The organism is Flagellimonas sp. (genome assembly GCF_965222555.1).
Taxonomy (GTDB): Bacteria; Bacteroidota; Bacteroidia; order Flavobacteriales; family Flavobacteriaceae; genus Flagellimonas.
The window spans coordinates 468,577-492,928 of the sequence record NZ_CBDCUG010000004.1; the positions used below are offsets into that span (position 1 = coordinate 468,577).

Below are 24,352 nucleotides of genomic sequence, written 5' to 3' on the forward strand. Positions count from 1 at the left end.
AAACAAAGATAGCGTATTCTTTAAGGATTTTTTTGTAGTTAAAAACGAGTTAAACCGACATAGGGAAAAATGAATTCATCTAATTTTGTTGAAGCTTAATGTTAAATTATTATTGAATTATGAAAAGAATAGCCAGTTTATTCCTAGTATCCTTGTTTACAGGAGCTATTACTTTGGGAGCTTATAAATTATTTTTTGAAAAAGACACTTATAAATTGGTTACTGCCAATCAAGAAACTCCATTCTTGAGCACTAGTGCGTTAACCACCTCTGCCAAAGGGGCCGGAATCAATGAGGTTGATTTCACCATAGCCGCCGAAAAAACAGTTAATGCCGTTGTGCACGTTAAAAACCTTACCATTAGTAAGGGTCCATCGAGTCTTTCAGATTTCTTTTATGGTTTTGAGCGTAAACAAGCCCCGCAGGTCGGGACTGGATCTGGAGTGATTATTTCACCAGATGGATTTATTGTCACCAATAACCATGTAATTTCCAATGCAAGTCAATTGGAGGTTACATTAAATAATAAAAAGACCTATAAGGCCGAGGTCATTGGAGCCGATAAAAGCTCAGACATTGCCCTTTTGAAAATAGATGTAGACAAACCCCTTCCTTATTTGGCTTTTGGAGACTCTGATAATTCCAAAATTGGAGAATGGGTGCTGGCAGTTGGCAATCCGTTTAGTTTAACTTCGACCGTAACGGCAGGTATTGTCAGTGCAAAGGCAAGATCTTTGGGAAGGAATCAATCCTTTATACAAACTGATGCCGCCGTAAACCCTGGAAACAGTGGTGGCGCCCTAGTCAACACCAATGGTGACCTCATTGGAATTAACACGGCAATTACTTCACAAACAGGTTCCTATGTTGGATATTCCTTTGCGGTACCCAGCAATATTGCGAAGAAAGTAGTGGAGGACATTATGGAATACGGGAACGTTCAGCGAGGTCTGTTAGGTATTAGAACGGCCAATATCAATACCAAGGAAGCCATAGAGCTTGGTCTGGATGAGATTGAAGGAGTTTATGTTTCGCAAGTCACTGAAGATTCGGGAGCGGAAGAAGCCGGTCTAAAAGAAGGGGATATCATAAAACAAGTAGATAATGTTTTGGTACGCAAGTTTTCAGAGCTTACGGGGTACCTTTCCTCAAAACGCCCTGGAGATGTTGTCGAGTTGGCCATAGAGCGTGACAGTAAAAAAATTATTAAAAATGTGACTTTGAAAAAGGAACAAACTGTTATCCTGCCAGCCACCGGTTTTATGGTAAAGAATCTATCCGATAAGGACAAGAAAACATTTGGGGTCAAGAAAGGAGTTAAAATAATAGATGTTCCTGAAGGTTATGGTAGATATGACTTAAAAAACAAAGTCATTGTTGAAGTTGATGATAAAGAAATTGAGAATATAGATGACGCCAAAGAATTTTTTGGCGAGATATCACGATATGGAAGAACAAGTTTCACCATGATCAACGAAAAAGGTGAAAAAGAACGACTGATACTTCAATAAAAACACCAAAGCGAAGAGCAAAAATGGCACCTAGGGTTAGGTGCCATTTTTTTATAACATTCTTTTACGAAAACGTTTGAAATATATACTTTTGCCGAAAACTTAGAACTACAACTCAACTAAACATCATGGGAGACAATAAGTCTTACGAAAAAGAACTTGCCTTTCAGGCAGACAGAAGGAAAGCTACCACAGAATTTATTAAGATCATAAGTGATCTTTGGTACGACAAAGCCATTGAAGTGGTCCTTTTCAAGAATCAAATTATAGATAAAAATGTCAGTGACATTATCAACTTGCATGAATATGCTGGTGAATTTGTCCAGAAACCTATTTCAATTTTTGATTCCGTAGAGATTCTTAGAGCCATTAACGACATCAGTTTACCGCCCGCAAAATTGGACATTGGCAAACTCACTTATGAGTATCACTCAGATGATAATAATCATCTAAACGTAAAGGCCTTTGTTTTGGAAAAACTCAAGGATGCCCATACGTCCAAGGAAATAAAACCAAAAGATGTTGTACTCTATGGTTTTGGTAGAATTGGGAGGTTGGTTGCTCGAGAGCTTATGGCCAAAACCGGTAGAGGTAGTCAACTAAGGCTTAGAGCCATCGTTGTTCGTGGGGAAACCAATCAAGAAATCCTGGAAAAAAGAGCCGCACTTTTAAAAACCGACTCGGTCCATGGCCAGTTTTTAGGAACCGTGGATGTAGATACCGAAAATCAAGCACTTATCATAAACGGTACAACGGTAAAGTTTATAAACGCAGATAAGCCAGAGTCCATTGATTATACCAAATATGGCATATATAATGCTTTGATCATTGATAATACCGGTGCTTTTAGGGATAAAAAAGAACTCTCCAGACATTTGGAAGCCAAAGGAGCCAGTAAAGTACTGTTGACCGCGCCAGGTAAGGAAGTCCCTAACATAGTCCATGGGGTCAATCAAACGGAATTTGATCCGGATAAAACCAAAATTTACTCAGCTGCTTCCTGCACCACCAATGCCATTACCCCTATTTTAAAGGTTATAGAGGATTCCCTCGGTGTGAAAAAAGGGCATTTGGAAACAATCCATGCTTACACCAATGATCAGAATTTGGTGGACAATATGCACAAGAAATATCGTAGAGGTCGTGCTGCAGCCTTAAACATGGTAATTACGGAGACTGGCGCTGGTGCAGCCGTTGCCAAGGCTTTACCTTCATTAAAAGGAAAGTTAACTTCCAATGCCATTCGCGTTCCTGTGCCCAATGGTTCCCTTGCCATCTTAAACCTTGAGGTAAAGAACAAAACTTCTAAAGAAAGCATCAATACCATTTTAAAGAAGTATGCCCTGGAAGGCGATTTGGTAGAGCAAATCAAATATTCACTTAGTAATGAACTGGTTTCTTCTGATATTGTTGGAGCTTCTGCCCCATCCATATATGATAGTAAGGCAACTTTGGTTTCCACAGATGGAAAAAGTATAGTGCTATACATTTGGTACGATAACGAATATGGTTATTCGCATCAAGTGATTAGGCTGGCCAAATACATTGCCAAAGTTAGGCGCTATACCTATTATTAGAATTAAATACGGTTTCTTGCCGGAGTAAGAAGGTTTTTCTTTTGATTTTTAGTTTATTGGTGTAATTTCGCCCTACCCTTAATCTAAATTTAATACGAATATTGACCATGAAATGTTTACGAGTTTTTTTCGCCCTGACCTTGCTCACCTCTTTTTCACCACTTTTTGCCCAAGAGCAAAACCCAGCACCCACCAATGATGAAACATTGGTTGGACAGTTTAGGGAACTGGAAAGGAAATCTGGTAATTATAGGGCCAATGGTATTCGTTATGAAGTGATAAAACTGGTAGAGCTGAACCGAATCAAAAGCAACATCTTTGATTCCATTAATACTGCCAATACATCCATCAAGGAATTATCTGCGACCATAGCCAGCAACAAGGCACAGATTGATGACTTGAATGCCAAACTTCAAGAGACCACCAACAACTTAAAAAATGTCACCTCAGAAAAGGACAGTATGTCCTTTTTCGGTGCCATGGTCAGCAAAGGAACCTATAAACTTATATTATGGTCAATAATCCTTGGTCTGCTGCTGTTCCTGTTGTTTTTCATTTACAAGTTTAGAAACAGCAATTTTCTTACCCATCAAGCCAAAACTGCTCTGGCTGATGTAGAAAAGGAATTTGAAGAACACCGAAGACGAGCCTTGGAGCGTGAGCAAAAAATTAGCCGTCAATTGCAAGATGAGCTGAACAAGCAAAAAAATAAATAGCCCCACAGAGCACTTCGTTGAACCTAAAATCTACTTTGGCATCATCAATTAAGGTGAACCAAATCACATAACCAATGGAAATACGAAATGCCACTTTATCCGATTTGGAACTTGTAGTACCATTATTTGATGCCTACAGGGTATTTTATGGGCAGACCTCTGATTTTAAAGCCGCTCGCTCCTTTCTGGAAGAACGTTTCAACAATGGTGAGACAGTCATTTTTCTTGCAGTGGAGAATGATAAACCCATTGGGTTTACCCAATTGTACACTACATTCTCATCCGTATCCATGAAACCCTTTTATATATTGAATGATTTGTTTGTGGTGCCTGAATTCAGAAAAAAGGGAATTGGAGAAACCCTATTGAATTATGCAAAAAAACATTGCCAGGAGTTCAATTATAAGGGATTGGCCTTAGAGACCGCCATAGACAATCCGGCTCAGAAATTATACGAGCGATTGGGGTGGGAAAAGGACAAAGAGTACTTTCATTACTTTTGGAAGAACCCCTCAGTAAATTAACCCTTATTTTTGTCCAATATCTTATAAGTTAATGAGGATAGATATTATCACCGTTTTGCCTGAATTGTTGTCAAGCCCTTTTGAGGCATCCATTTTGAAGCGGGCTATTGAAAAGGGACTGGTCGAAGTTCATTTTCATAATCTAAGGGATTACTCCATTGGCAACTACAAACAGGTTGACGACTATCAATTTGGTGGTGGAGCTGGAATGGTGTTGATGATAGAGCCTATCGACAAGTGTATTTCCAAGCTCAAAAGTGAGCGGGAGTATGACGAAGTAATTTATATGACCCCAGACGGAAATACACTAAATCAAGGAGTGGCCAACGAAATCTCCCTTAAAAAGAACATCATTATTCTTTGTGGTCATTACAAAGGCGTAGATCAAAGGGTAAGAGATCTGTTCATTACCCGTGAAATTTCTATTGGGGATTATGTACTTTCAGGAGGGGAACTAGCAGCGGCTGTCCTCTGTGATTCCATAATTCGTCTGCTTCCGGGTGTATTGAATGATGAAACCTCGGCTTTAACGGATACTTTTCAAGACAACTTATTGGCTCCACCCGTTTACACTAGGCCTTCAAACTATAAAGGAATGGAGGTTCCCCAAGTTTTATTGAGCGGCGATTTTCCAAAAATTGAAAAATGGCGAGAGGAAAAGGCTATGGAACGTACAACAGAAAGAAGACCCGATTTATTAAAATAACATGGGAAATATTGAACTTGTTCATTTGTTGGGAGGCATCTTGGGTTACATAGCCCAATTGGTCATAATTGTTGCTTGTATATTTTTGGTGTCAAAACAACGGAATTCAGGGACCGTTTTAATGCTTGTTGGTGCCATCCTTAACATTGTTTTTGCTGTCTCAGGCTTTATTTGGACAATGATTTCTGCTCGGGAAAGCGCTGAATCACTTGTTAGAGCTACGGGAATCATAAATGTTTTGACACACCTTCCAACGCTCCTATTTGGTTTGGGACTACTACTCTATGGGATTAAATACCTAAAAAAAAGCAATAGCATCTAAAAATCCTTTCAAAAAACAAGAAACATCTTGTCAATTCTAAATATTGCATTACTTTTGCAATCGCAAAATTAACCTCTGACGAAACTCGTGAAAGTTGATTCTGTTAAACATTAAAAAAACATAAAATGGAATCCTTAATAAAATTTGTTGAAGACGAATTTGTTCCAAAAAAAGATTTTCCAAAAATTTTCATCTGGTGATACCATTACAGTATACTATGAAATTAAGGAAGGTGAAAAAACACGTACACAGTTCTTTAAAGGAGTTGTAATCCAACGTAGGGGAACTGGAGCTACCGAAACTTTTACCATCAGAAAAATGTCAGGTACCGTTGGGGTGGAAAGAATTTTCCCAATCAACATGCCCGCACTTCAAAGAATTGAAGTTAACAAAAAAGGTAAAGTACGTAGATCAAGAATCTTCTACTTTAGGGAACTTACAGGTAAAAAGGCCCGTATTAAGGAGATTAGAGGATAATCCCCGTTCCATAACAATATTGAAAAGCACCTATCAAGGTGCTTTTTTTATGAACAATTGTTAATAACCATGGTTCATACATTGTTGATTTTTAATCCGTTACAAAATTTGGATATCTAAGACTTTATTATAATTTAGTCAAAGAAATCAAAAGGAGATTATATCAAGGTTTGATTTTTAAATTTAAAGTTGACGTTCTTTAAATACTGATGTTTCCCTTTTTAATTGGTAACACTACTGATCACAAAAGGAATTTCAAATTTTGGAAAGCTTTGGCCAACCTTAAAGAGAAAGTCATGAATCTTATGTGCGGACGGGAGAGCAATTTCTCGTTTTGATAGGATTTTAGGAAACTTTAGGACACTTTGCAGTATGCGGTTTAGTTGAAAAATTAAAAGCGTAATGTTGAGTAAACGTCAAAGGGGCAACAGATGCAATCAATGGTTGCGATTTTGTGGCAACACAAAATGATGTCTTTTAGCCCTTTTCAGAAAGCCATATCAATGTTTATACATAGATATGGCTTTTGTTTTTCATATTCCTTCAAAAAACCACCCCTTTTTTTAGCAATATCGCTTGGTATAGCAACAGCCATAAATTGTATATTTGCTCCGCCTTAATAAATACACTTAGATGGCTAAGATTTTTTACACAAAAACGGACGAAGCACCAGCCTTGGCAACACTATCTTTTTTGCCAATTGTAAAAGCATTTACAAACACAGCAAATGTCGAAATAGAGACCAAAGATATTTCTTTGGCAGGTAGAATTGCCGCTGTCTTTCCCGAGTTTTTGAACAAGGACCAACAAATCTCCGATGATTTGACCCTTTTGGGGGATTTGGCCAAAACTCCTGAAGCCAATATCATTAAACTTCCCAATATAAGCGCCTCTATTCCACAGTTAAAGGAAGCCATTGAGGAACTGCAACAAAAGGGCTATAATCTTCCAGATTATCCGGATGAGCCACAAAACGATGAGGAAAAAGCCATTAAGGCCAGATACGATAAGATAAAAGGTAGTGCTGTAAATCCGGTACTACGTGAAGGAAACTCGGACAGAAGAGCCCCAAAGGCCATAAAAAATTACGCCAAGAAAAATCCACATACCATGGGTAAATGGTCTTCGGACTCCAAAACCCATGTAGCCACTATGTCGGAAGGCGATTTTAGAAGCAATGAAAAATCCTTGACCCTTAAAAATGCAGACGATGTCCGTATTGAATTGGTGGATGAAGATGGAAAAGTGACTGTACTAAAGGAAAAAGTTGCTTTACAAAAAAATGAGATCATCGATGCTACGGTGATGAGCAAAAATGCTTTGGTCGATTTTCTGGCCAAAGAGATTGCCGAGGCTAAAAAAGATAATTTGTTGCTTTCCCTTCATTTTAAGGCAACCATGATGAAGGTTTCGGACCCTATCATTTTTGGCCATGCCTTGGAAACTTATTTTTCAGAGCTTTTTGAAAAATACGGAGATACTTTTGAAGAACTCGGGATTAATGCCAACAATGGTCTGGAAACACTTTACGACAAATTACAAGAGCTTCCGGAAAGCAAGCGCAATGAAATTGAAAGTGCCATTGCCAACAGCATAGAAAATGGCCCTGATTTGGCCATGGTGAATTCAGACAAAGGCATTACCAACTTACACGTACCAAGCGATGTAATCATTGATGCATCCATGCCGGCCATGATTAGAAACTCAGGTAAAATGTGGGACAAAAATGGCGCATTGCAAGATACAAAGGCCATAATCCCTGATAGCAGCTATGCTGGAATATATCAGGCCACTATAGATTTCTGTAAACAACATGGAGCATTTGACCCAACCACTATGGGAACTGTACCCAATGTAGGTCTTATGGCCCAAAAAGCTGAGGAATATGGTTCGCACGACAAAACCTTTGAAATTCCAGAAGCTGGAACTGTGCGTGTTGTGAGCACCTCAAATAATGAAACCTTGATTCAGCATGAGGTAGGTCAGGGAGATATTTGGAGAATGTGCCAGGTAAAAGATGCTCCCATCCAAGATTGGGTAAAACTTGCGGTTTCAAGAGCAAGAGCTACAGATACTCCAGCCGTTTTCTGGTTGAACGAAGAGCGTGCACATGACAGAGAATTGATTACAAAAGTCAAAGAATATCTTAAAGACCACAACACGGAAGGATTGGATATTCGTATCCTCTCCCCTATTGAAGCCACCAAATTCACTCTGGAACGCATTAAAGAAGGGAAAGATACTATTTCCGTTTCCGGAAATGTGTTGCGTGACTACCTAACCGATCTATTCCCTATTCTTGAAGTTGGGACCAGTGCAAAAATGCTTTCCATTGTTCCCTTGATGAACGGTGGAGGACTTTTTGAAACAGGAGCAGGAGGTTCCGCACCAAAACACGTGGAACAATTCTTGGAAGAAGGCCACTTACGATGGGATTCTTTGGGCGAGTTTTTGGCACTTGGTGTTTCCTTGGAACATTTTGGTGATAAAAACCAAAATAAAAAAGCATCTGTACTAGCAGAAGCTTTGGACAACGCAACAGAAAAATTCTTGGACGAGGATAAATCCCCTTCCAGAAAGGTTAATGAGCTGGATACAAGAGGAAGCCATTTCTATTTAGCCTTGTATTGGGCCGAGCAATTGGCAAATCAAACCGAGGATACCGAATTACAATCCACCTTCAAGCAAGTTTATGATGCCTTGTCCTCCAACGAGGATAAGATTGCCAACGAACTCATTGAAGCACAAGGTGCCACTGTGAATATTGGAGGCTATTATTTACCAGATGCAGATTTGGCCTCAAAAGCAATGCGTCCAAGTGAGACCTTAAATAATATCCTGAGTTCCATCACCTAGCAAAAGGGATAAAGAGTTTAAAGAAACTGTTAAATTTTGTGCTTTTTGAAATGATGATTGTCTATTTTAGACTATCATAGTTCAATTGTAACAGCTTGAGATACGGTCTACTTTTAATTCTTTCCCTATGGTTATCCGTTGGTTGCGAAGATGCAATTAATGTAGATTTACCAACCTCTGAGCCCAAATTGGTAATTGATGCCTTGCTCGGTTTTAATGAAAATAATGGTAATCCCATTACCGTTGGCCAAGTAAAATTGACGCTGACAGCTCCCTTTTTCCAGGAAGAAACTCCTCCTGCGGAAAATGCCTCTGTAACCATAACCGATAATCAAACCGGACAATCTTTTGGGTTGTTGGAAAGTGAGCCCGGTGTTTTCAACTTGGGTTTGCCAGATTTGCAATTTAACAGGGATTACACTTTAGAAATCAATTATAATAACGAAACCTATACGGCCACTCAGCAGTTAAAAGGTTCCACACTAATTGATAACCTTGAGCAAGGCGATAGTTTTCTGTTTGATGAAGATGAAGAAACCGAGGTCAAAGTTACTTTCACCGACATAGCTGGTGTACGTAATCATTATTTGTTTTCTTTTGGGTTTGGCAATTTTTTGGTAATAGAGGACGAATTTTTTGAAGGTAGTCAGTTGACATTTTCCTATTTCTATGAAGATGTTGAGCCAGGGGATTTGCTTGTGGTTACCCTCTTTGGCATTGACCAGGATTTTGCCAATTACGTCAATCTCACCCTGATACAATCTGGTGAAGATGGGGGTGGGCCATTTGCTACACCGCCGGCAACTGTAAGAGGGAATATAGTAAATACGACCAATCCCGATAATTTTCCATTTGGATATTTTGCCTTAGGTGAGTTTGATACCAAAACTATAACGATTGAGTAGAAAAAAGAGCTGGATTTGATTTTTTTGGTCATCAAGATTCTATAACTTTAAGAAAATCAATCAAATGCACAGAAAACATATTGCGCTCTCTTTTGCGTTGATTCTAAGCAGTTTTTTCGTTCAGGCTCAGAATAAATACACCCTTAGCGGTACCATTTCTGAAGCCAGTAGTAATGAGACATTGATTGGTGTTACGGTTGCCTTTCCGGACCTAAAAACTGGAGTGACCACAAATGAATATGGATTTTATTCCATTACACTTCCCGAAGGAGAATATGATATCACAGTGAGCTATTTGGGGTTTCAAGATATAAGGGAAACTGTAACCTTGAACACAAATATCAAAAAGGACTTTAGTCTTTCGGAAGAAACTGAACAGTTGGAAGAAGTCGTGGTCACGGATGATGCGGAGCGTCTGGACATCAGAAAACCTCAAATGAGTGTAAATACGCTTGCAGTTCAGACCATAAAACAGATTCCTGTTGTGCTCGGGGAGGCTGATGTCATAAAATCCCTCTTGTTATTGCCAGGGGTCACCAATGCGGGAGAGGCTTCCTCAGGTTTTAATGTAAGAGGGGGGGCAGCGGACCAAAACCTGATATTATTGGACGAAGCCACAGTATTCAACTCCTCCCATTTGTTTGGTTTTTTCTCCGTTTTTAACCCAGATGCCATTAAGGATGTGAAGCTTTTCAAAGGTGGTATTCCCGCCAGATATGGCGGAAGGGTTTCTTCCGTTCTCGAAATATTCCAAAAAGAAGGGAACAGTAAAGAACTCAAAGTAAATGGAGGTATTGGAGCGGCGGCTAGCAGATTATTGGTTGAAGGGCCTATAACAAAGGACAGGACTGCTTTTTTAGTTGGAGGCAGGGCATCATACGCCCACCTGTTCCTACCACTTTTTGATGTGGACAACAAAGCCTATTTCTTTGACTTGAATACCAAATTCAACCATAAGATCAATGAACGCAACAATATCTATCTCTCCGGATATTTTGGTCGCGATCTCTTCAGCATCAATGATAGTTTTGTGAACACCTATGGTAATGCTGTTGGCAATTTTAGGTGGAACCATTTGTTCTCGGACAAACTATTTTCAAACCTTTCACTTATCTATTCCGATTATTTCTATGGTTTAGAACTTGATTTTGTGGGATTTGAGTGGGATTCCGGAATTCAAAACTTCAACCTTAAATACGACCTCAAGAATTATGTGAGCGACAAACTTCAACTGAACTTTGGCATGCACAACATCTATTACGTATTCAATCCGGGAAAAATTAAACCCAATAGTCCTGACTCTGGAATTGTTGAAGATCAGCTTACTAAAAAATACGCCAACGAAAATGCGGTCTACATGGATGTGGAGCATAAGCTAACCGAAAATTTAAGCGTTAATTACGGTTTAAGGGTAAGTCAATTCAATAGATTTGGTCAAGACGAGTTCTTCGTATACGAAAATGATAATCCTGTGTTATTTGACCCGTTTACACTTGTATACAGAGAAGCGGAACCTATCGATACCATTAATCCGGGAAGAAGTGGAACCCTGAAAAAATTCGTTAACCTAGAACCAAGGGTTTCGCTTTCATACAATTTCAAAGGAAAAAGTTCCATAAAGGCAAGCTACACCCGATTGGCACAATATCTCCATCTTTTATCAAATACCAGCTCCCCCACCCCATTGGATGTTTGGACTCCCAGCGGACCTTTTATAGAACCCCAATTACTCAATCAATATGCAATTGGGTACTTTAAGAATATCCAAGGTGGTAAATTTTCTTTTGAAACCGAGGCTTTTTACAAGGATATTGAAAATAGAATAGATTATATTGATGGTGCCAACCTTATAGCAAACAATGCCATTGAGCAAGTCATTTTAAATGGTGAGGCAAGAGCCTACGGTATTGAGCTTCTACTCCGTAAAAATGAGGGACGTTTAAAAGGTTGGTTGGCTTATACATTGTCCAAATCGGAACAGAGAACTCCAGGTAGAACCCCAACTTTTGATAATGGTCGGTCAAATTTGGAAACAGGTATAAACCTTGGGGAGTGGTACAATACACCTTTTGACAAGACACACGATTTGGCCCTTTACGGAAGTTATGACCTCAACGAGCGTTGGAATTTTAATGCCAACTTTATCTTTCAGACCGGGCAGCCCACAAACTATCCTGTAGGGCAATTTGAATTTCAAGGGCTCGTAGTACCTTTTTATGGATTGCGGAACAAAGAGAGACTCCCTGATTATCACAGATTGGATATTTCTGCAACTTTAAAACCAAAAAGGAAGATCAGTAAAACATTCCAATCGGAATGGGTGTTCAGTATCTATAATGTCTACAACAGGAAAAATGCAGCTTCCATAAACTTTAGGCAAAATCAGGATACTGGCCGGAACGAAGCCATACGGACTTCCATATTTGGCATTATTCCGGCGATAACGTACAACTTTAAATTTTAATGGCGGTATGAAAAAGTTTTTGTCCACTTCATTTCTTCTTCTTATCCTATTTTCATGTGAAGATGTGGTCCAAGTTGATACTCCTGAAGAAGAACCCCGATTGATTGTAGAAGCTTTGATTCGACTTGACCCAGCTCAAGAACTGTACCGGCCAACCGTAAAGGTATCCCTCACAAGTTCATTTTTCGGGGCCATTCCCGTTACCGGCCTAAGAAATATTACCATAACAAATCTCGGACTTTCGGCCGTTGGTGGGGCCAATGCCATAATCCTTGAGGAAACCTCGGAAGGTTCTGGCCTGTATCAAGACCGTGATCCAGTAGGTCTTCGCTTTTTTGTAGGAGGTGAACTTTTACTGCAATTGGAACATGAAGGTCGTTTGTATTTTGCAAGAACCCGTTATGTGCCTACGGTTCCAATAGACGATTTGCGCCAAGGAGATGAAACCTTGTTTGATGAAGATGATATTGAGCTGGAAATTACCATTACGGACAATGGCGACAACAATGATTTTTACGTTATAGATTTTGGAGAAGGTGAGTTTCTGGCCATTGAAGATGAGTTTTTCAACGGACAGCGGTTTGATTTTTCATTTTTCCCAGAAAGAACCCTAAATCCAGGTGACGAAGTAACCGTAAGCCTAATGGGCGCTGATCGGGATTTTTTCAATTATATTGATTTATTGGTTGAGCAAACCTTGGATAATGCCGGTGTTTTTGAAACCCCCGTGGCCACAGTACGAGGTAATATTTTTGATGTTACCGATTTGGACAATATCGATTTGTTTGATAATGTGGAGCAACCCGATGTCTTTCCTTTGGGGTATTTTGCTGTGGTTCAGGAATACAAACAAACCGTTACTATTCAATAGTAGCCTGGCTAAGCAATCTGGTACAATAACAAAATCATTGTTATTCCAACAATTCCCTGCAAGAGAGTCCCCAAAGTATGTCCTCGTAAAGCAGTTTTTACATTGATGTTTGAAAACTGTGAAACCACCCAAAAATAACTATCATTGATATGGGAGACTGTCATTGCCCCCGCGCCAATGGCCAATACGGCAAATGCTTTGTCAGCAATCGATACCAATCCAAAAACATCCAGTAAAGGGGCTATTATGGCCGAGGTGGTTATAATCGCCACTGTTGAAGATCCCTGGGCCGTTTTTAAAACTGCCGCAATGGTAAAAGCAATCAACAGTCCCCCTATTCCTGAGGTTGATTGAAGGTCCAGAATCGAAGCGACGTCTATGGTTCGTAAAATGGCCCCAAATGCTCCACCCGATCCTGTTATCAAAACTATGGAACCTGCCTGCTTAAAAGCATCGGCTATCCAACCCTCTTTTTGTTTTGAAGGTGACTTTCTTCCTAAGAAAAAAGCAAAAAACACTCCAATCAACAAGGCAATAACCGGGTTCCCAACAAAATCAAAAATCGTGAACAAAAATTCCTGTCCCAAAGGAAGCGTTGGATAATTTGCAACGGATTTCATTGCAATCAAACAGATGGGAACCAAAAGCGGAAGAAAAGCATGAATGGGTTTTATACCGTTATCCACTTCTTTTTCTTCGGACGACATTTGTTGCTGCTCTTTTTTCTCCTTAAGGGATTTTCCAATGAATCTTGCCCAAAAGTAACCCGTTAAGGACACTGGAATGGATACCAAAAGTCCAAACACCAAGACCATTCCCAAATCTGCTTCTAAAATAGCAGCGGCGGCCAGGGGTCCAGGAGTTGGAGGCACAAATACATGTGCTGCATAAAGTCCGGTCGCCAAAGCAATGGCAAAAACCAAAACTGGGATTCCAGTTTTTTTGCTCAAGGCCTTGTTCAACGATGAAAGAATGATAAATCCAGAATCACAAAAAACAGGGATGGAAATAATGTATCCAGCAAGATTGATGGCCAAAGGAGAGCGTTTCAACCCCACAACCTTTAGCACCGAATTGGCCAAAACCTTGGTTGCTCCGGTCTTTTCCAAATAAATTCCAATTACGGTTCCAAATGCTATTACCAATCCGATACTCGACAACGTTTTTCCAAACCCTTCCCCTATCGTATTCATGACATCCTTGGGAGAAAGTCCTAAAAGAAACCCGGAAGCCACCGCGGCAATTGTCAAAGAAAAAATAGGGTGCATCTTAAATTGAACAGTGGCAAGAATTATAAATAAGACCACTAGAATCAATACCAGTATTTCCATGTTCAATTTTTAGGGAATAGCATTTAAATATAAGCTAATATTCCTACTTTTACCCTTGTATGCACACAGATAAGGAACTTTTGGTAAAAGGATTCAAATTCATCGGTTACACCGTTGCTTTGATGTTCTTGGCACCTTTTACAATCTATCAAGCTTTTAAGAATCAGGAGCATCCAGCTTACATTCCGGTACTCATCATTGGAATTATTTTGGCGATTGCTGCCATTGGTCTTGGGTTTTACACCATAAAAATATTTATGGATTCCCTGTTTGGGAAGAAATCGAAGTCTTAATTCTTTTTATCAGTATCCTTCTTCCATTTATTGCTCAACTGCGCATAGTCATAATCCAAAACAGATTTTTGCCGCTGTAACTTATTGGAAGCAAATGCCCGCTGTAAAATATCCTCAATCAAATAATCTTCGTGGATTCTTTCTGGATGAAACTCTTCCTTGATACTAATTTTAAATGCTTTTGCGGTGGTGTTGTACCAAAAGGCCCGCCATCCATTGCGAAGTTCCTTAACCAGATTGAATGCGGTTTTCCCAGTCTGTCTGTAAATCAATTTTATCAGAATCTGACCTTCTGTTCGGGTCAATTTCTTCAGTTCAGATGAAAACTCACCTTCGACATACTTCTGTACCGTTTTGGTGTATTTTTTTCGATGTCGTCTCTTCTTGATTTTTGCAAGACTGTCGTTCATCTCTTCCAACCGTTCCGCAGCCAACTTGGCGTACGGATAAACCTTTAGTGTCTTTCTTCTTAAAATATAGTATCTCAGTTTCTCCTTTCTATCGGCAAACTCCAATCTACCAAAAAGATACACTTCATCCAGAGCTATGGAACTATGTAGGATGGAATCCCCTTCAAACCGTACATAATAATCCTGAACGGAATCCTTTTCCGTTTCTTGCGAAAGTCCAAGGGCACCCATCAGCATAAAAAACAGCACGGTACAATATCTAAACATTCGGGACAGTCTAAAATTTAGCCAAAATTAAGGATAAACCCCTAATCCAGCTATTAAATAAAAGTGAATATTGTTATGTTTGTGGACTAAATTATATACATGGCAGCATCAAAAATCATTACCGCTAAGTCGCTCAAATTCTTTGAAAAATATCTAAACAATGCTTCTCCAACAGGTTACGAATGGGAAGGGCAAAAAATTTGGATGGACTATCTAAAACCGTATGTGGACGATTTTATCACGGACACCTATGGCACTGCAGTGGCGGTTGTAAACCCTGATGCTCCCTACAAAGTAGTTATTGAAGGACACTCCGATGAAATTTCATGGTACGTGAACTACATTACGGACAACGGATTACTTTATGTGATTAGAAATGGAGGTAGTGATCACCAGATTGCGCCATCAAAATGGGTGAATATTCATACCAAAAAAGGTGTTGTAAAGGGTGTTTTTGGATGGCCTGCCATCCATACCAGAAACAGAGCCAAGGAGGAACCACCAAAATTGGACAATATTTTTATTGATATAGGTGCAAAAGATAAAAAGGAAGTTGAAAAAATGGGTGTACATGTTGGATGTGTAATAACCTATCCAGATGAATTTCAGGTATTGAACAAAAATAAATTTGTTTGCCGTGCCTTGGACAACCGCGCCGGTGGATTTATGATTGCAGAGGTTGCCCGTTTGCTGCATGAGAATAAAAAGAAATTGCCGTTTGGATTGTACATTACCAACTCGGTTCAGGAAGAAATTGGGTTGCGCGGCGCCGAAATGATCACACAGACCATAAAACCCAATGTAGCCATTGTTACCGATGTGTGCCATGACACCACCACTCCAATGATCGATAAAAAGAAAGAAGGGGAAACATCCATTGGTTCCGGACCCGTTATTTCTTACGCACCGGCAGTACAGAACAAGCTTAGGGAACGTATTATTGAAACTGCGGAGGCTCAAAAAATACCGTTCCAGCGGTTGGCCTCATCCCGATACACTGGAACAGACACTGATGCCTTTGCCTATAGCAATGGCGGGGTCGCCTCAGCCTTGATTTCTTTACCACTCCGCTATATGCACACCACGGTGGAAACTGTGCATAAAGATGATGTGGAAAATGTAATCCGATTGATTTATGAGACGCTACTCACTATAAAAGCAGGTGAGACGTTTAGTTATTTTGACTGATATGTCATTCCTGCGTAGACAGGAATCCATTTTTTAGGTTTATTGATTCTCGCTTTCGGGTGAATGACAATGTAAATAATTCTGATGGACGAGTTAATCGACATTTTAGATGAAAACGGCAACCGTACCGGGCAGACCTGCCTAAAATCGGAAGCGCATTTAAAAGGTCTTTTCCACCCTACCATTCATGTTTGGTTGTATACTTTGGAAGGACAGGTGCTGTTTCAAAAAAGAGCCAAGGGCAAGGATACCTTTCCATCGCTCTGGGATGTTTCCGTGGCTGGACATATTGGTGCCGGTGAGGACATAAAAATAGCAGCGACCAGAGAAGTTGAAGAAGAAATAGGATTGACCATTACAACTTCAGATTTGGAAGCAAGCGGAATGTTCAAATCCATGCACAAACACTCAGAAATTCTTATCGACAACGAATTTCACCATAATTTTCTGTGTGCGTTGAAGGTTCCTTTATCGGAACTAAAAAGACAAGAAAGTGAAGTGGATGATCTAAAATTGTTTGCCTTGGAAGATTTCAAGAAAAAAGTGGAGCAAAACCAATTGGAGGGATTTGTTCCGCATGAAAAAACGTATTATTTGGAAATTTTAGATGCTATTTCCAAAAAGTTAAAGGCTTGACAAAAACGCTTCCGGCTTATCCAAAGTATAAGTCCGCTGTTCCCCGTTCACCATGTTCTTTACCACAAATTCTCCTTTGGAAAGCTCCTGGTCACCAATCATGACCACATAAGGGACATTTCGGTTATTGGCATACTTCATCTGCTTTTGCATTTTGGTCGCCGTTGGATAAACTTCTGCCTTAATACCGTGGCCACGTAATTGCCCGACCAATTTTAAGGAAGCCAAACTTTCTGCCTTGCCAAAATTAATGCACAGCACATCTATGGATTTATCCAAGGTCTCCGGGAAGAGTCCAAGCTCTTCCAGAACCAGGTAAATACGGTCCAATCCAAAGGAGATGCCCACGCCGCTCACACCTTTTAATCCAAAAATACCGGTGAGGTCATCATAGCGGCCACCGCCACCAATAGATCCCATTTTTACACCTTCCGGGGCGCTTACCTCATAAATAGCTCCGGTATAGTAGTTGAGACCACGTGCCAAGGTCACGTCCAATTGAAGCGTTGCAGATTGTAATCCAATCGCTTCCACCATATTTACAATTTCCTCTAGTTCAGAAACACCTTGCATGCCTATTTCGGATGTTGCCAACAGGGATTTCAATTGATTCAATTGTTCAGTAGCAGAACCCGACATGGCAAATAAAGGCGAAGCTTTTTCTACGGCCCCTTCAGAGATACCTTTGGCCATCATTTCTTCTTTCACCTTCTCCTCGCCAATCTTGTCCAGTTTGTCCAAAGCTACCGTAAAGTCGATAAGCAAGTGTTTGGCACCAATTACCTCTGCTATACCTGAAAGTACCTTTCTGTTGTTGAGTTTAATGGTGGTCCCCGTCAATCCCAACTCGGTAAAAACGGCATCGTACAGTTGCACAAACTCTACTTCCTGTAACAGGGAATTTGCCCCAACCACATCGGCATCGCACTGGTAAAACTCACGAAAACGACCTTTTTGGGGCCTATCTGCCCGCCAAACGGGCTGTACTTGGTATCGCTTAAATGGAAAGTCTATTTCATTTTGATGCATGACTACATAACGTGCAAAAGGTACGGTAAGATCGTAGCGCAATGCCTTTTCTGAAATCTTGGGTGTCAGCGAAGTGGAATTCTTGGAACTATACGTAACATCGTCCACTTTGGAGATAAAATCCCCTGAATTCAAAATCTTAAAAATCAAGCGGTCGCCTTCATCCCCATATTTTCCCATCAAGGTATCCGAATTTTCAAAAGATGGGGTTTCTATAGGCTGAAAACCATAGACCTCAAAGTGTTTTTTAATGGTGTTGATGATGTAATTGCGCTTGGCAACTTCATTGGGTGAAAAATCACGGGTCCCTTTAGGTATGGATGGTTTTTGTGGCATGCATTAAAATTCTGCTGCAAATATAAGTTGTTATCCCATTCTTTATGATTGAGGTTGATACGAATTTCATGGATTTTCTCTTATCAGACATCGGCCATCTAAAATTCCAATAATCCAAAAATCCAGTTATCCAATAACCCAAACTACCATCCATCAACCCAAAAGGGGCATTGGTCAATTGATAAGGAGTGGGGATGTCCTATGCCTTTACCTTTCGGCTTTAACTATAAAAATAAAGAGTATGAAAACAAGAAAACTTATACTATTGGGCTGTATGGCCATAATCGTTACCTCAAGCTTTATATCCTGCTCCGCAGAGGATGGCTCGGACGGAGAACAAGGAATACAGGGAATACAGGGAATACAAGGTGAACAAGGCATCCAAGGGGAGCAAGGCATTCAGGGCATCCAAGGAGAACAGGGAGAACAAGGAACACAGGGAGAACAGGGAGACGATGGCGCGGATGGCAATGCCAACGTAATACGTTATGATAAAGATATTTCAGATTTTGGGGGAGGTATTAGTTCATTTAATTTTGGATTAGCAGATGAGTTGGGTATTGAAGTTGAAAATCTTCCTAACTATGTTTATTTATTTTATGTTGTAAAAACATCAAACAGCTCCGAATATCCTGCACCAGGACATTTTACCATTGGTAACGCTTGGAAAATCATAAATGTGCATTATAATCCTATCACCGATAGTGGACGTTGTCTTTTCCTTAACTCTGATTACACCTTATTTGTCCCAGTAGAAGGATTTTTTTCAACGTTTAAAATTGTGGCCATTGAAGCTTCGTTAATCAACAAAAATGGTGCTGGCGATCCTATAAAAGCTTTAAAAGCCGCTGGGGTGAATACCAACGACTACAGTGCAGTAATGGAGTATTTTGGCATAGATGATTAGTTTTTTCATACCATTTTTAGGAGGAGAGCCCTTAAGGGCTCTTTTTTTTGCTATTGTCATGCTGAGCATCTCAAAACAGCTAAAACTTGGTTACGTGGGATTCTTCATTCGCTCTGCTCATTCAGAATGACATAAAAAAGGTTCGGAGATTTTTACAACTATTGCATTCCTTCCCTCAAACATCAGACATCGGACATCGGACATCAGACATCAGACATCAGACATCAGACATCAGACATCAGACATCAGACATCTAAAATTCCAACAATCCAAAAATCCAGTTATCCAATAACCCAAACTACCATCCATCAACCCAAAAGGGGCATTGGTCAATTAACAGATGGAGGCCATACCTCGGCTCGCTAACTTAGCGGTATTCACTTTTTTACTAAATACCATGAAACAGGCGATAGTTGCGCCATCGAGCGCCATCGAGCGCCATCGAGCGCCATCGAGCGCCATCGAGCGCCATCGAGCGCCATCGAGCGCCATCGAGCGTAAAATCCTAAACTTTATGGTTCTGTTCCTAATTGTTGGCTTTACTGCATGTTCTGGTAAGAGTGGCGTTCATGGTGTAAACGATCTTCCTTGTTGGAATTTAAATGCCAATCTGCAACGGTATGACATAGATATTTCAGGTTTCAACGGTTCTTTGTTACGGTACAATCTAATCGATGATACCCATTTGAACATAGCCAAGCCAGAATTGTCCAATTATAGTTTTTTCTTTTATCTAAGAAATGATCCAACCAATAATATTTCCCAAGTCCCCGGTAAAATAACTATCAACAATACTCAGATTTATACCAACTTCCTATACAGTGAAGATTCTGGGAATCTAGTAATATGTTTTTATAAAATTTCTGATGATTCCTTATTTCAAGTACCAGCTGGATTCTTTGAAACTCTTAGAATAGTCGCTATAGAAAGTACAACTAAAGTTTACAATATTAGCACTATTAGGGCCTTAGAGACTACCGGTGCAGATACCGACGACTACCAGCCGTAATGGAGTATTTTGGCATGGAAGATTAGTTTTTCAAACCATTTTTAGGAGGAGAGCCCTTAAGGGCTCTTTTTTTTGCTATTGTCATGCTGAGCATCTCAAAACAGCTAAAACTTGGTTATGCGGGATTCTTCATTCGCTTTGCTCATTCAGAATGACATAAAAAAGATTCAGACATCAGACATCAGACATCAGACATCAGACATCTAAAATTCCGATAATCAAAATATCCAAAAATCTAACCTCTACCTATTCCATGATCTTATCAAACCATTGGTAGAGTTCTCCTTTGGTAATGACCGCCCCTTGTTGAATCAAATCAAATTTGTCTTTGTTTTTATCTTCAGAATATGCCTTGGAAGCGGTAAGGTACTCCACAAAATCGGATTGAAAGTTGCGTTTAAACCAACCAAAGCCTTCCTGGGTGCGTAAATCAATCTCTGGGTTCATCACTTTTACCGAAAACAGCTTCATCTCCTTTTCCGTTAAATGGAACAAGTGCATTTGTAGTTCGGAAATGTTCTCCAAGTATTCCACCTTGGAAAGTACCCCTTCCCAAACCAAGTCACTGAACACGTCTATCTCTTCTTCGGCAACATGAGGTTTTTCTGCCTTAATACTAGCCCATTCATCTGCCGTAATGGACTGGGTGGCCAAAAAATTAATGAACTCCGGGTGCAATTCCTCCAATTGCTGCTGTGTCAATCGTGCATATTTCATCTAGCATCCATTTAATTCGGCAAAAATAAAAAAAGGCCACGCTTATGCGCAGCCTTTTCCACTATAAATTATATTCTTCTAATTGAATATATACCTCACTCCAAATTGGGCTTGCCATCTAGACAATAAGCTTGTATCTGAACTAAAGGTTTCGGTCAAGCTCTCATCAAAACTATAGGTTGGGTTATTGTTATCGTCAATGGTAACCCCCAATACCTGTTGGTTGGTCGGAATCTCAACAATTCCCCAATCAGAACTGATCAGATTACCCACATTCAATACATCCAAACTTAGTTGAATGGTATTTTTATTGGCAATTTTGATGTCTTGCAACACTTTCAAGTCCCAACGACCTCTCCATGGTGCCAAAGCGCCGTAGCGCTCTGCGTAGGAACCTCGGTTCTCACTTAAATAATCATCTTGTTGGATAAAAGCCTCAAAAGCAGCAGCATCACCGGCCTCAGCAAAATTCATTTGATTGACTTCCGCAGCGGTCGGAATATACAATAGGTCATTGATGCTAGACCCATCTCTATTGATATCTCCTCCGTAGATATAGTTGAATCGTCCCCCTTGAGCATACTCAAAGAAGGTAGAAACTGTTGTACCTGTTTTAAAAACTTTGGAAATCACACCAACAAATCGATGGGTATCGCCATATCTTGAATAAGATAATACATCAGCATTAGCGTCATTTACAATTGCATTGTTAGCGAAGGCATCACTGGTAATTTCCGCTTCAATAGAGTTTACATCCTTAGAGTTCAAATAGCTATAGGCCAAACTTGCATACAATCCGTTATCCCATGTTTTTTGCCCTTTAAGTACTGCATTCCAAATTCTTCCTTCATCAGAGTTCGAAAACATATAGGCATTGTTGATCAAGTCGCTAGCGGCATATACAGGTCTGTTATCAACCCCTTGTAAGGTTTGAGAAGGAGGTAACAAGCCCCAGTTTTGTACATGAGGCCCATTAATATCTTTGGAATAGGACAGGTCAGCGGTCAAAATCCAACCGTTTTCCAATCGCTTATCAGCTCCCAAGCTAGTTCTCCATACCTGCGGCCATTGGAAATCTGGATCTACCGCAGTAAGGAAAAACACGTTGGGGTTGGCTATTTGGTTACCTAACCAAACAAAAGGAAAACGACCGGTAAAAATACCCGAACCTCCACGAATTTGGAGATTATTTGAATTTTCCACATCCCAATTAAACCCAACTCGTGGTGAAATCAACCAATCATTCGTTGGTAACTGGGTGTTATCAATGAACACAGTTTCACCATTATTTGGATTGACATATGGGATATCGGCTACTACGGCTGGCGATCTTTCAATCACTTCTTGGGCTTTAGCCGCCGAATCGAAATATAACGGACGATCCACTCGAATTCCATAAGTCAATTTGAAGTTTTCGCTTGCATTCCATTCGTCCTGGGCATAAAACGCCATTTGACCTACATTGGTTTCAGCAAGGGCCCAGCCTCCGGCATTACCTTCGCCAGCTGCGTTCAGGGCATTGTTGGCCGCTATGGCCGCGTTAAACTGACCTTGATAAACTCCCACCAGAGCTGCTTCGCCAGCAGCATCCAAATTTCTGAAGTCGGCAATGGACCCAGATGGGAAAAATACTCCCTGCGCACCATAAACACCAAGATTAAAGGAATTATCGAATTGGAATTTCTCAAAAGAGAATCCAACTGTAAAGGTATGGTCTCCTTTAAAGAAATTGAGGTTGTTGGTCAACTGAAACACTTTTTGATCCAAACGGTTGTTGATGGAAAACGGCTCATGACCTGCAATGATGTAGTTTGATGCACCATTTTCATCCAACAAGGTAATGGTAGGTGCTGGTGTAGACAAAGGATTTCTAAAATCGTCAAAATGCGTGTATCCCACTTGCAATTTGTTGGTAGCTTCATCGGAAAGGGTCGAGTTCAATTCAATTTGTACCGACCGAATCTGATTGTTGATCTCGTATCCCGCATTCTCAAACTGCAAAGTGGACAAATTAGGTCCTCTAAAGCCCAAAGCCGTAGGGTGAGCTGGCAGTTCCTTGGAAGCATTCAAGAAATTATAAATAATGGCCAATCTGTTATTATCGTTGATGTTCCAGTCCAGTTTAAAAATACCCTTAGTGGATTCTTGATCATAATTAAATCCTTCGAACCTTCCAGGGTTATAAAACTCTCCATTCCCTATGGAAACTTGACTTAATATGTCAGACACCAATTGAAAATCCGAGGCCAATACCCGGGATTCATTTGCGGCCCCAGTATTTCTATTGGGTACGAAGCCAGAACCTAAATCGGTCCTGTCATCCTTTTCAAAATTGGCAAAGAAGAAAAGTTTATTCTTGATAATGGGACCGCCAATACTAATTCCATATTGGGATTGACTTAGGTCGGCCTTGAATACATCATCACCTTTAACTTTACCTCCGGTAAGGCTTTCATTTCTGAAAAACCCATAAACTGAAGCATAAAACTCGTTGGTACCACTTTTGGTAACGGCATTTACAGAAGCTCCAGTAAATCCAGATTGGGTAACATCATATGGAGCTGTGGTTACTTGAATCTGATCAATTGCATCGATTGAAATCGGATTTGAATTGGTCTGTCCTCCTGGTTGGGCAGCATCCAATCCAAAGGGGTTGTTAAAAATGGCCCCATCCAAGGAAAAGTTGTTGAACTGGTCGTTTCTACCTCCAAAAGATCCAGCGCTGGCGGTTGGTTCCAAACGGGTAAAATCGTTGGTTGACCTTGAAATTGTAGGAAGTCTTGTCAATTCGCGTCTTCCAACACTGGTCTCAGCTCCAGTCCGGTCACTACCGAAAGTTCCTGTTTGATCCGAAACAACAACAACTTCATCCAAAGCTTGGCTATCCGATAATAAGCTGACATTATGATTGAAGGTCTTACCCAATGAAAGGAAAATGTCGCTTTTGACATTACTTTTAAAACCTACAAAGGAAATAGTGACCTCATAGGGCCCACCAACCCTAAGGTTAAGCAGGTTAAACCTACCTTCTTCATTGGTAATTGCTCCATAACGAGTACCTGTAGGTGTATGTACAGCTACTACATTGGCTCCTAAAAGCGGTTCTTGTTGGTCATCGGCCACAGTTCCCCTAATATTAGAGGTGGTTACCTGGGAAAACGCCGAAGTAGATACTACTAAAAATAGTACCACAAATGGTAAAATTTTCTTCATAATATGTGAGTTAGTTTTTTGAGTATCTACAAACATAGACAAAAAAAAGAGCTATGCACGCATAGCTCTTTACAAGTTATTAACCGA

The 24,352-nt window shown here is 40.2% G+C and carries 20 protein-coding genes and 1 pseudogene; 16 read left to right on the forward strand and 5 right to left on the reverse strand.

From position 1 onward, the window contains the following. Positions 1–119 precede the first annotated feature (119 nt). The 11 genes and pseudogenes from ACOQO1_RS06570 (at position 120) to ACOQO1_RS06620 (ending at position 12,929) form a co-directional block, all read left to right on the forward strand. Complete coding sequence (locus ACOQO1_RS06570) at positions 120–1,511, forward strand: S1C family serine protease (protein WP_420602069.1); 1,392 nt, start codon at positions 120–122, stop codon at positions 1,509–1,511. A gap of 128 nt (positions 1,512–1,639) precedes the next feature. Then, positions 1,640–3,088: a glyceraldehyde-3-phosphate dehydrogenase gene (locus ACOQO1_RS06575; protein ID WP_420602070.1), complete on the forward strand. Its 1,449-nt coding sequence runs from the start codon at positions 1,640–1,642 to the stop codon at positions 3,086–3,088. Between the two features lie 107 nt (positions 3,089–3,195). After that, positions 3,196–3,804 carry a tRNA (guanine-N1)-methyltransferase gene (locus ACOQO1_RS06580; protein WP_420602071.1) on the forward strand — a complete coding sequence of 203 codons (609 nt, stop codon included), beginning with the start codon at positions 3,196–3,198 and terminating at the stop codon, positions 3,802–3,804. Between the two features lie 74 nt (positions 3,805–3,878). Further along, complete coding sequence (locus ACOQO1_RS06585; RefSeq protein ID WP_420602072.1) at positions 3,879–4,328, forward strand: GNAT family N-acetyltransferase; 450 nt, start codon at positions 3,879–3,881, stop codon at positions 4,326–4,328. 31 nt (positions 4,329–4,359) lie between these two features. Further along, positions 4,360–5,034, forward strand: a complete 675-nt coding sequence (gene trmD / locus ACOQO1_RS06590) for a tRNA (guanosine(37)-N1)-methyltransferase TrmD (protein ID WP_420602073.1) — start codon at positions 4,360–4,362, stop codon at positions 5,032–5,034. Position 5,035: 1 nt separating this feature from the next. Then, on the forward strand, positions 5,036–5,356 hold the full coding sequence (locus tag ACOQO1_RS06595; RefSeq protein ID WP_420602074.1) for a hypothetical protein: 321 nt from the start codon (positions 5,036–5,038) through the stop codon (positions 5,354–5,356). A 125-nt stretch (positions 5,357–5,481) separates the two neighbouring features. Then, positions 5,482–5,833 (forward strand): annotated as a pseudogene (gene rplS / locus ACOQO1_RS06600) (50S ribosomal protein L19). A gap of 633 nt (positions 5,834–6,466) precedes the next feature. Then, on the forward strand, positions 6,467–8,689 hold the full coding sequence (locus ACOQO1_RS06605; RefSeq protein ID WP_420602075.1) for an NADP-dependent isocitrate dehydrogenase: 2,223 nt from the start codon (positions 6,467–6,469) through the stop codon (positions 8,687–8,689). A gap of 95 nt (positions 8,690–8,784) precedes the next feature. Further along, positions 8,785–9,594, forward strand: coding sequence for a hypothetical protein (locus tag ACOQO1_RS06610; RefSeq protein ID WP_420602076.1), 810 nt, complete (start codon positions 8,785–8,787; stop codon positions 9,592–9,594). Positions 9,595–9,658: 64 nt separating this feature from the next. After that, complete coding sequence (locus tag ACOQO1_RS06615) at positions 9,659–12,058, forward strand: TonB-dependent receptor (RefSeq protein WP_420602077.1); 2,400 nt, start codon at positions 9,659–9,661, stop codon at positions 12,056–12,058. A gap of 7 nt (positions 12,059–12,065) precedes the next feature. Beyond that, positions 12,066–12,929 (forward strand): DUF4249 family protein, encoded by an 864-nt coding sequence (locus tag ACOQO1_RS06620; RefSeq protein WP_420602078.1) that lies wholly within the window; start codon positions 12,066–12,068, stop codon positions 12,927–12,929. Between the two features lie 8 nt (positions 12,930–12,937). On the opposite strand, the gene ACOQO1_RS06625 is transcribed toward ACOQO1_RS06620, so the two are convergent. Beyond that, positions 12,938–14,260, reverse strand: a complete 1,323-nt coding sequence (locus ACOQO1_RS06625; RefSeq protein WP_420602079.1) for a GntP family permease — start codon at positions 14,258–14,260, stop codon at positions 12,938–12,940. 59 nt (positions 14,261–14,319) lie between these two features. Between ACOQO1_RS06625 and ACOQO1_RS06630 the strand changes: the two genes are divergently transcribed. Then, a complete protein-coding gene (locus ACOQO1_RS06630; protein ID WP_420602080.1) occupies positions 14,320–14,553 on the forward strand; it encodes a DUF6095 family protein in 234 nt (77 codons plus the stop codon). Here ACOQO1_RS06630 and ACOQO1_RS06635 read toward each other — a convergent pair. Next, entirely contained in the window at positions 14,550–15,230 is a 681-nt protein-coding gene (locus ACOQO1_RS06635) for a DUF4294 domain-containing protein (RefSeq protein WP_420602081.1), read from the reverse strand. The two genes, ACOQO1_RS06630 and ACOQO1_RS06635, sit on opposite strands and share 4 nt — an antisense overlap. A gap of 99 nt (positions 15,231–15,329) precedes the next feature. Between ACOQO1_RS06635 and ACOQO1_RS06640 the strand changes: the two genes are divergently transcribed. Then, positions 15,330–16,418 carry a M42 family metallopeptidase gene (locus ACOQO1_RS06640; RefSeq protein ID WP_420602082.1) on the forward strand — a complete coding sequence of 363 codons (1,089 nt, stop codon included), beginning with the start codon at positions 15,330–15,332 and terminating at the stop codon, positions 16,416–16,418. An 84-nt stretch (positions 16,419–16,502) separates the two neighbouring features. Beyond that, complete coding sequence (locus ACOQO1_RS06645; RefSeq protein WP_420602083.1) at positions 16,503–17,054, forward strand: NUDIX hydrolase; 552 nt, start codon at positions 16,503–16,505, stop codon at positions 17,052–17,054. Here the strand turns inward: ACOQO1_RS06645 and hisS are convergent. Continuing rightward, a complete protein-coding gene (hisS, locus tag ACOQO1_RS06650; RefSeq protein ID WP_420602084.1) occupies positions 17,043–18,419 on the reverse strand; it encodes a histidine--tRNA ligase in 1,377 nt (458 codons plus the stop codon). The genes ACOQO1_RS06645 and hisS overlap by 12 nt on opposite strands. Before the next feature lie 241 nt (positions 18,420–18,660). On the opposite strand from hisS, the gene ACOQO1_RS06655 reads away from it, so the two are divergent. Together ACOQO1_RS06655 and ACOQO1_RS06660 are read left to right on the forward strand one after the other, a co-directional pair. Beyond that, on the forward strand, positions 18,661–19,326 hold the full coding sequence (locus ACOQO1_RS06655; RefSeq protein WP_420602085.1) for a hypothetical protein: 666 nt from the start codon (positions 18,661–18,663) through the stop codon (positions 19,324–19,326). A 514-nt stretch (positions 19,327–19,840) separates the two neighbouring features. Further along, positions 19,841–20,335: a hypothetical protein gene (locus ACOQO1_RS06660; RefSeq protein ID WP_420602086.1), complete on the forward strand. Its 495-nt coding sequence runs from the start codon at positions 19,841–19,843 to the stop codon at positions 20,333–20,335. Between the two features lie 246 nt (positions 20,336–20,581). Here the strand turns inward: ACOQO1_RS06660 and ACOQO1_RS06665 are convergent, their stop codons facing one another. Together ACOQO1_RS06665 and ACOQO1_RS06670 are read right to left on the reverse strand one after the other, a co-directional pair. Next, on the reverse strand, positions 20,582–21,052 hold the full coding sequence (locus ACOQO1_RS06665; RefSeq protein WP_420602087.1) for a DUF6495 family protein: 471 nt from the start codon (positions 21,050–21,052) through the stop codon (positions 20,582–20,584). A 78-nt stretch (positions 21,053–21,130) separates the two neighbouring features. Then, positions 21,131–24,265 carry a TonB-dependent receptor gene (locus ACOQO1_RS06670; protein WP_420602088.1) on the reverse strand — a complete coding sequence of 1,045 codons (3,135 nt, stop codon included), beginning with the start codon at positions 24,263–24,265 and terminating at the stop codon, positions 21,131–21,133. Positions 24,266–24,352: the final 87 nt, after the last annotated feature.

Excerpts from the sequence above, each read along its gene's own strand:
- ACOQO1_RS06605 (WP_420602075.1), top strand. The coding sequence starts at position 6,467 with ATGGCTAAGATTTTTTACACAAAAACGGACGAAGCACCAGCCTTGGCA.
- ACOQO1_RS06625 (WP_420602079.1), bottom strand. The coding sequence starts at position 14,260 with ATGGAAATACTGGTATTGATTCTAGTGGTCTTATTTATAATTCTTGCC.
- ACOQO1_RS06595 (WP_420602074.1), top strand. The coding sequence starts at position 5,036 with ATGGGAAATATTGAACTTGTTCATTTGTTGGGAGGCATCTTGGGTTAC.
- ACOQO1_RS06580 (WP_420602071.1), top strand. The coding sequence starts at position 3,196 with ATGAAATGTTTACGAGTTTTTTTCGCCCTGACCTTGCTCACCTCTTTT.
- ACOQO1_RS06645 (WP_420602083.1), top strand. The coding sequence starts at position 16,503 with ATGGACGAGTTAATCGACATTTTAGATGAAAACGGCAACCGTACCGGG.
- ACOQO1_RS06630 (WP_420602080.1), top strand. The coding sequence starts at position 14,320 with ATGCACACAGATAAGGAACTTTTGGTAAAAGGATTCAAATTCATCGGT.
- trmD (WP_420602073.1), top strand. The coding sequence starts at position 4,360 with ATGAGGATAGATATTATCACCGTTTTGCCTGAATTGTTGTCAAGCCCT.
- ACOQO1_RS06670 (WP_420602088.1), bottom strand. The coding sequence starts at position 24,265 with ATGAAGAAAATTTTACCATTTGTGGTACTATTTTTAGTAGTATCTACT.
- hisS (WP_420602084.1), bottom strand. The coding sequence starts at position 18,419 with ATGCCACAAAAACCATCCATACCTAAAGGGACCCGTGATTTTTCACCC.
- ACOQO1_RS06620 (WP_420602078.1), top strand. The coding sequence starts at position 12,066 with ATGAAAAAGTTTTTGTCCACTTCATTTCTTCTTCTTATCCTATTTTCA.
- ACOQO1_RS06570 (WP_420602069.1), top strand. The coding sequence starts at position 120 with ATGAAAAGAATAGCCAGTTTATTCCTAGTATCCTTGTTTACAGGAGCT.
- ACOQO1_RS06585 (WP_420602072.1), top strand. The coding sequence starts at position 3,879 with ATGGAAATACGAAATGCCACTTTATCCGATTTGGAACTTGTAGTACCA.
- ACOQO1_RS06660 (WP_420602086.1), top strand. The coding sequence starts at position 19,841 with ATGGTTCTGTTCCTAATTGTTGGCTTTACTGCATGTTCTGGTAAGAGT.
- ACOQO1_RS06615 (WP_420602077.1), top strand. The coding sequence starts at position 9,659 with ATGCACAGAAAACATATTGCGCTCTCTTTTGCGTTGATTCTAAGCAGT.
- ACOQO1_RS06635 (WP_420602081.1), bottom strand. The coding sequence starts at position 15,230 with ATGTTTAGATATTGTACCGTGCTGTTTTTTATGCTGATGGGTGCCCTT.
- ACOQO1_RS06640 (WP_420602082.1), top strand. The coding sequence starts at position 15,330 with ATGGCAGCATCAAAAATCATTACCGCTAAGTCGCTCAAATTCTTTGAA.
- ACOQO1_RS06665 (WP_420602087.1), bottom strand. The coding sequence starts at position 21,052 with ATGAAATATGCACGATTGACACAGCAGCAATTGGAGGAATTGCACCCG.
- ACOQO1_RS06655 (WP_420602085.1), top strand. The coding sequence starts at position 18,661 with ATGAAAACAAGAAAACTTATACTATTGGGCTGTATGGCCATAATCGTT.
- ACOQO1_RS06575 (WP_420602070.1), top strand. The coding sequence starts at position 1,640 with ATGGGAGACAATAAGTCTTACGAAAAAGAACTTGCCTTTCAGGCAGAC.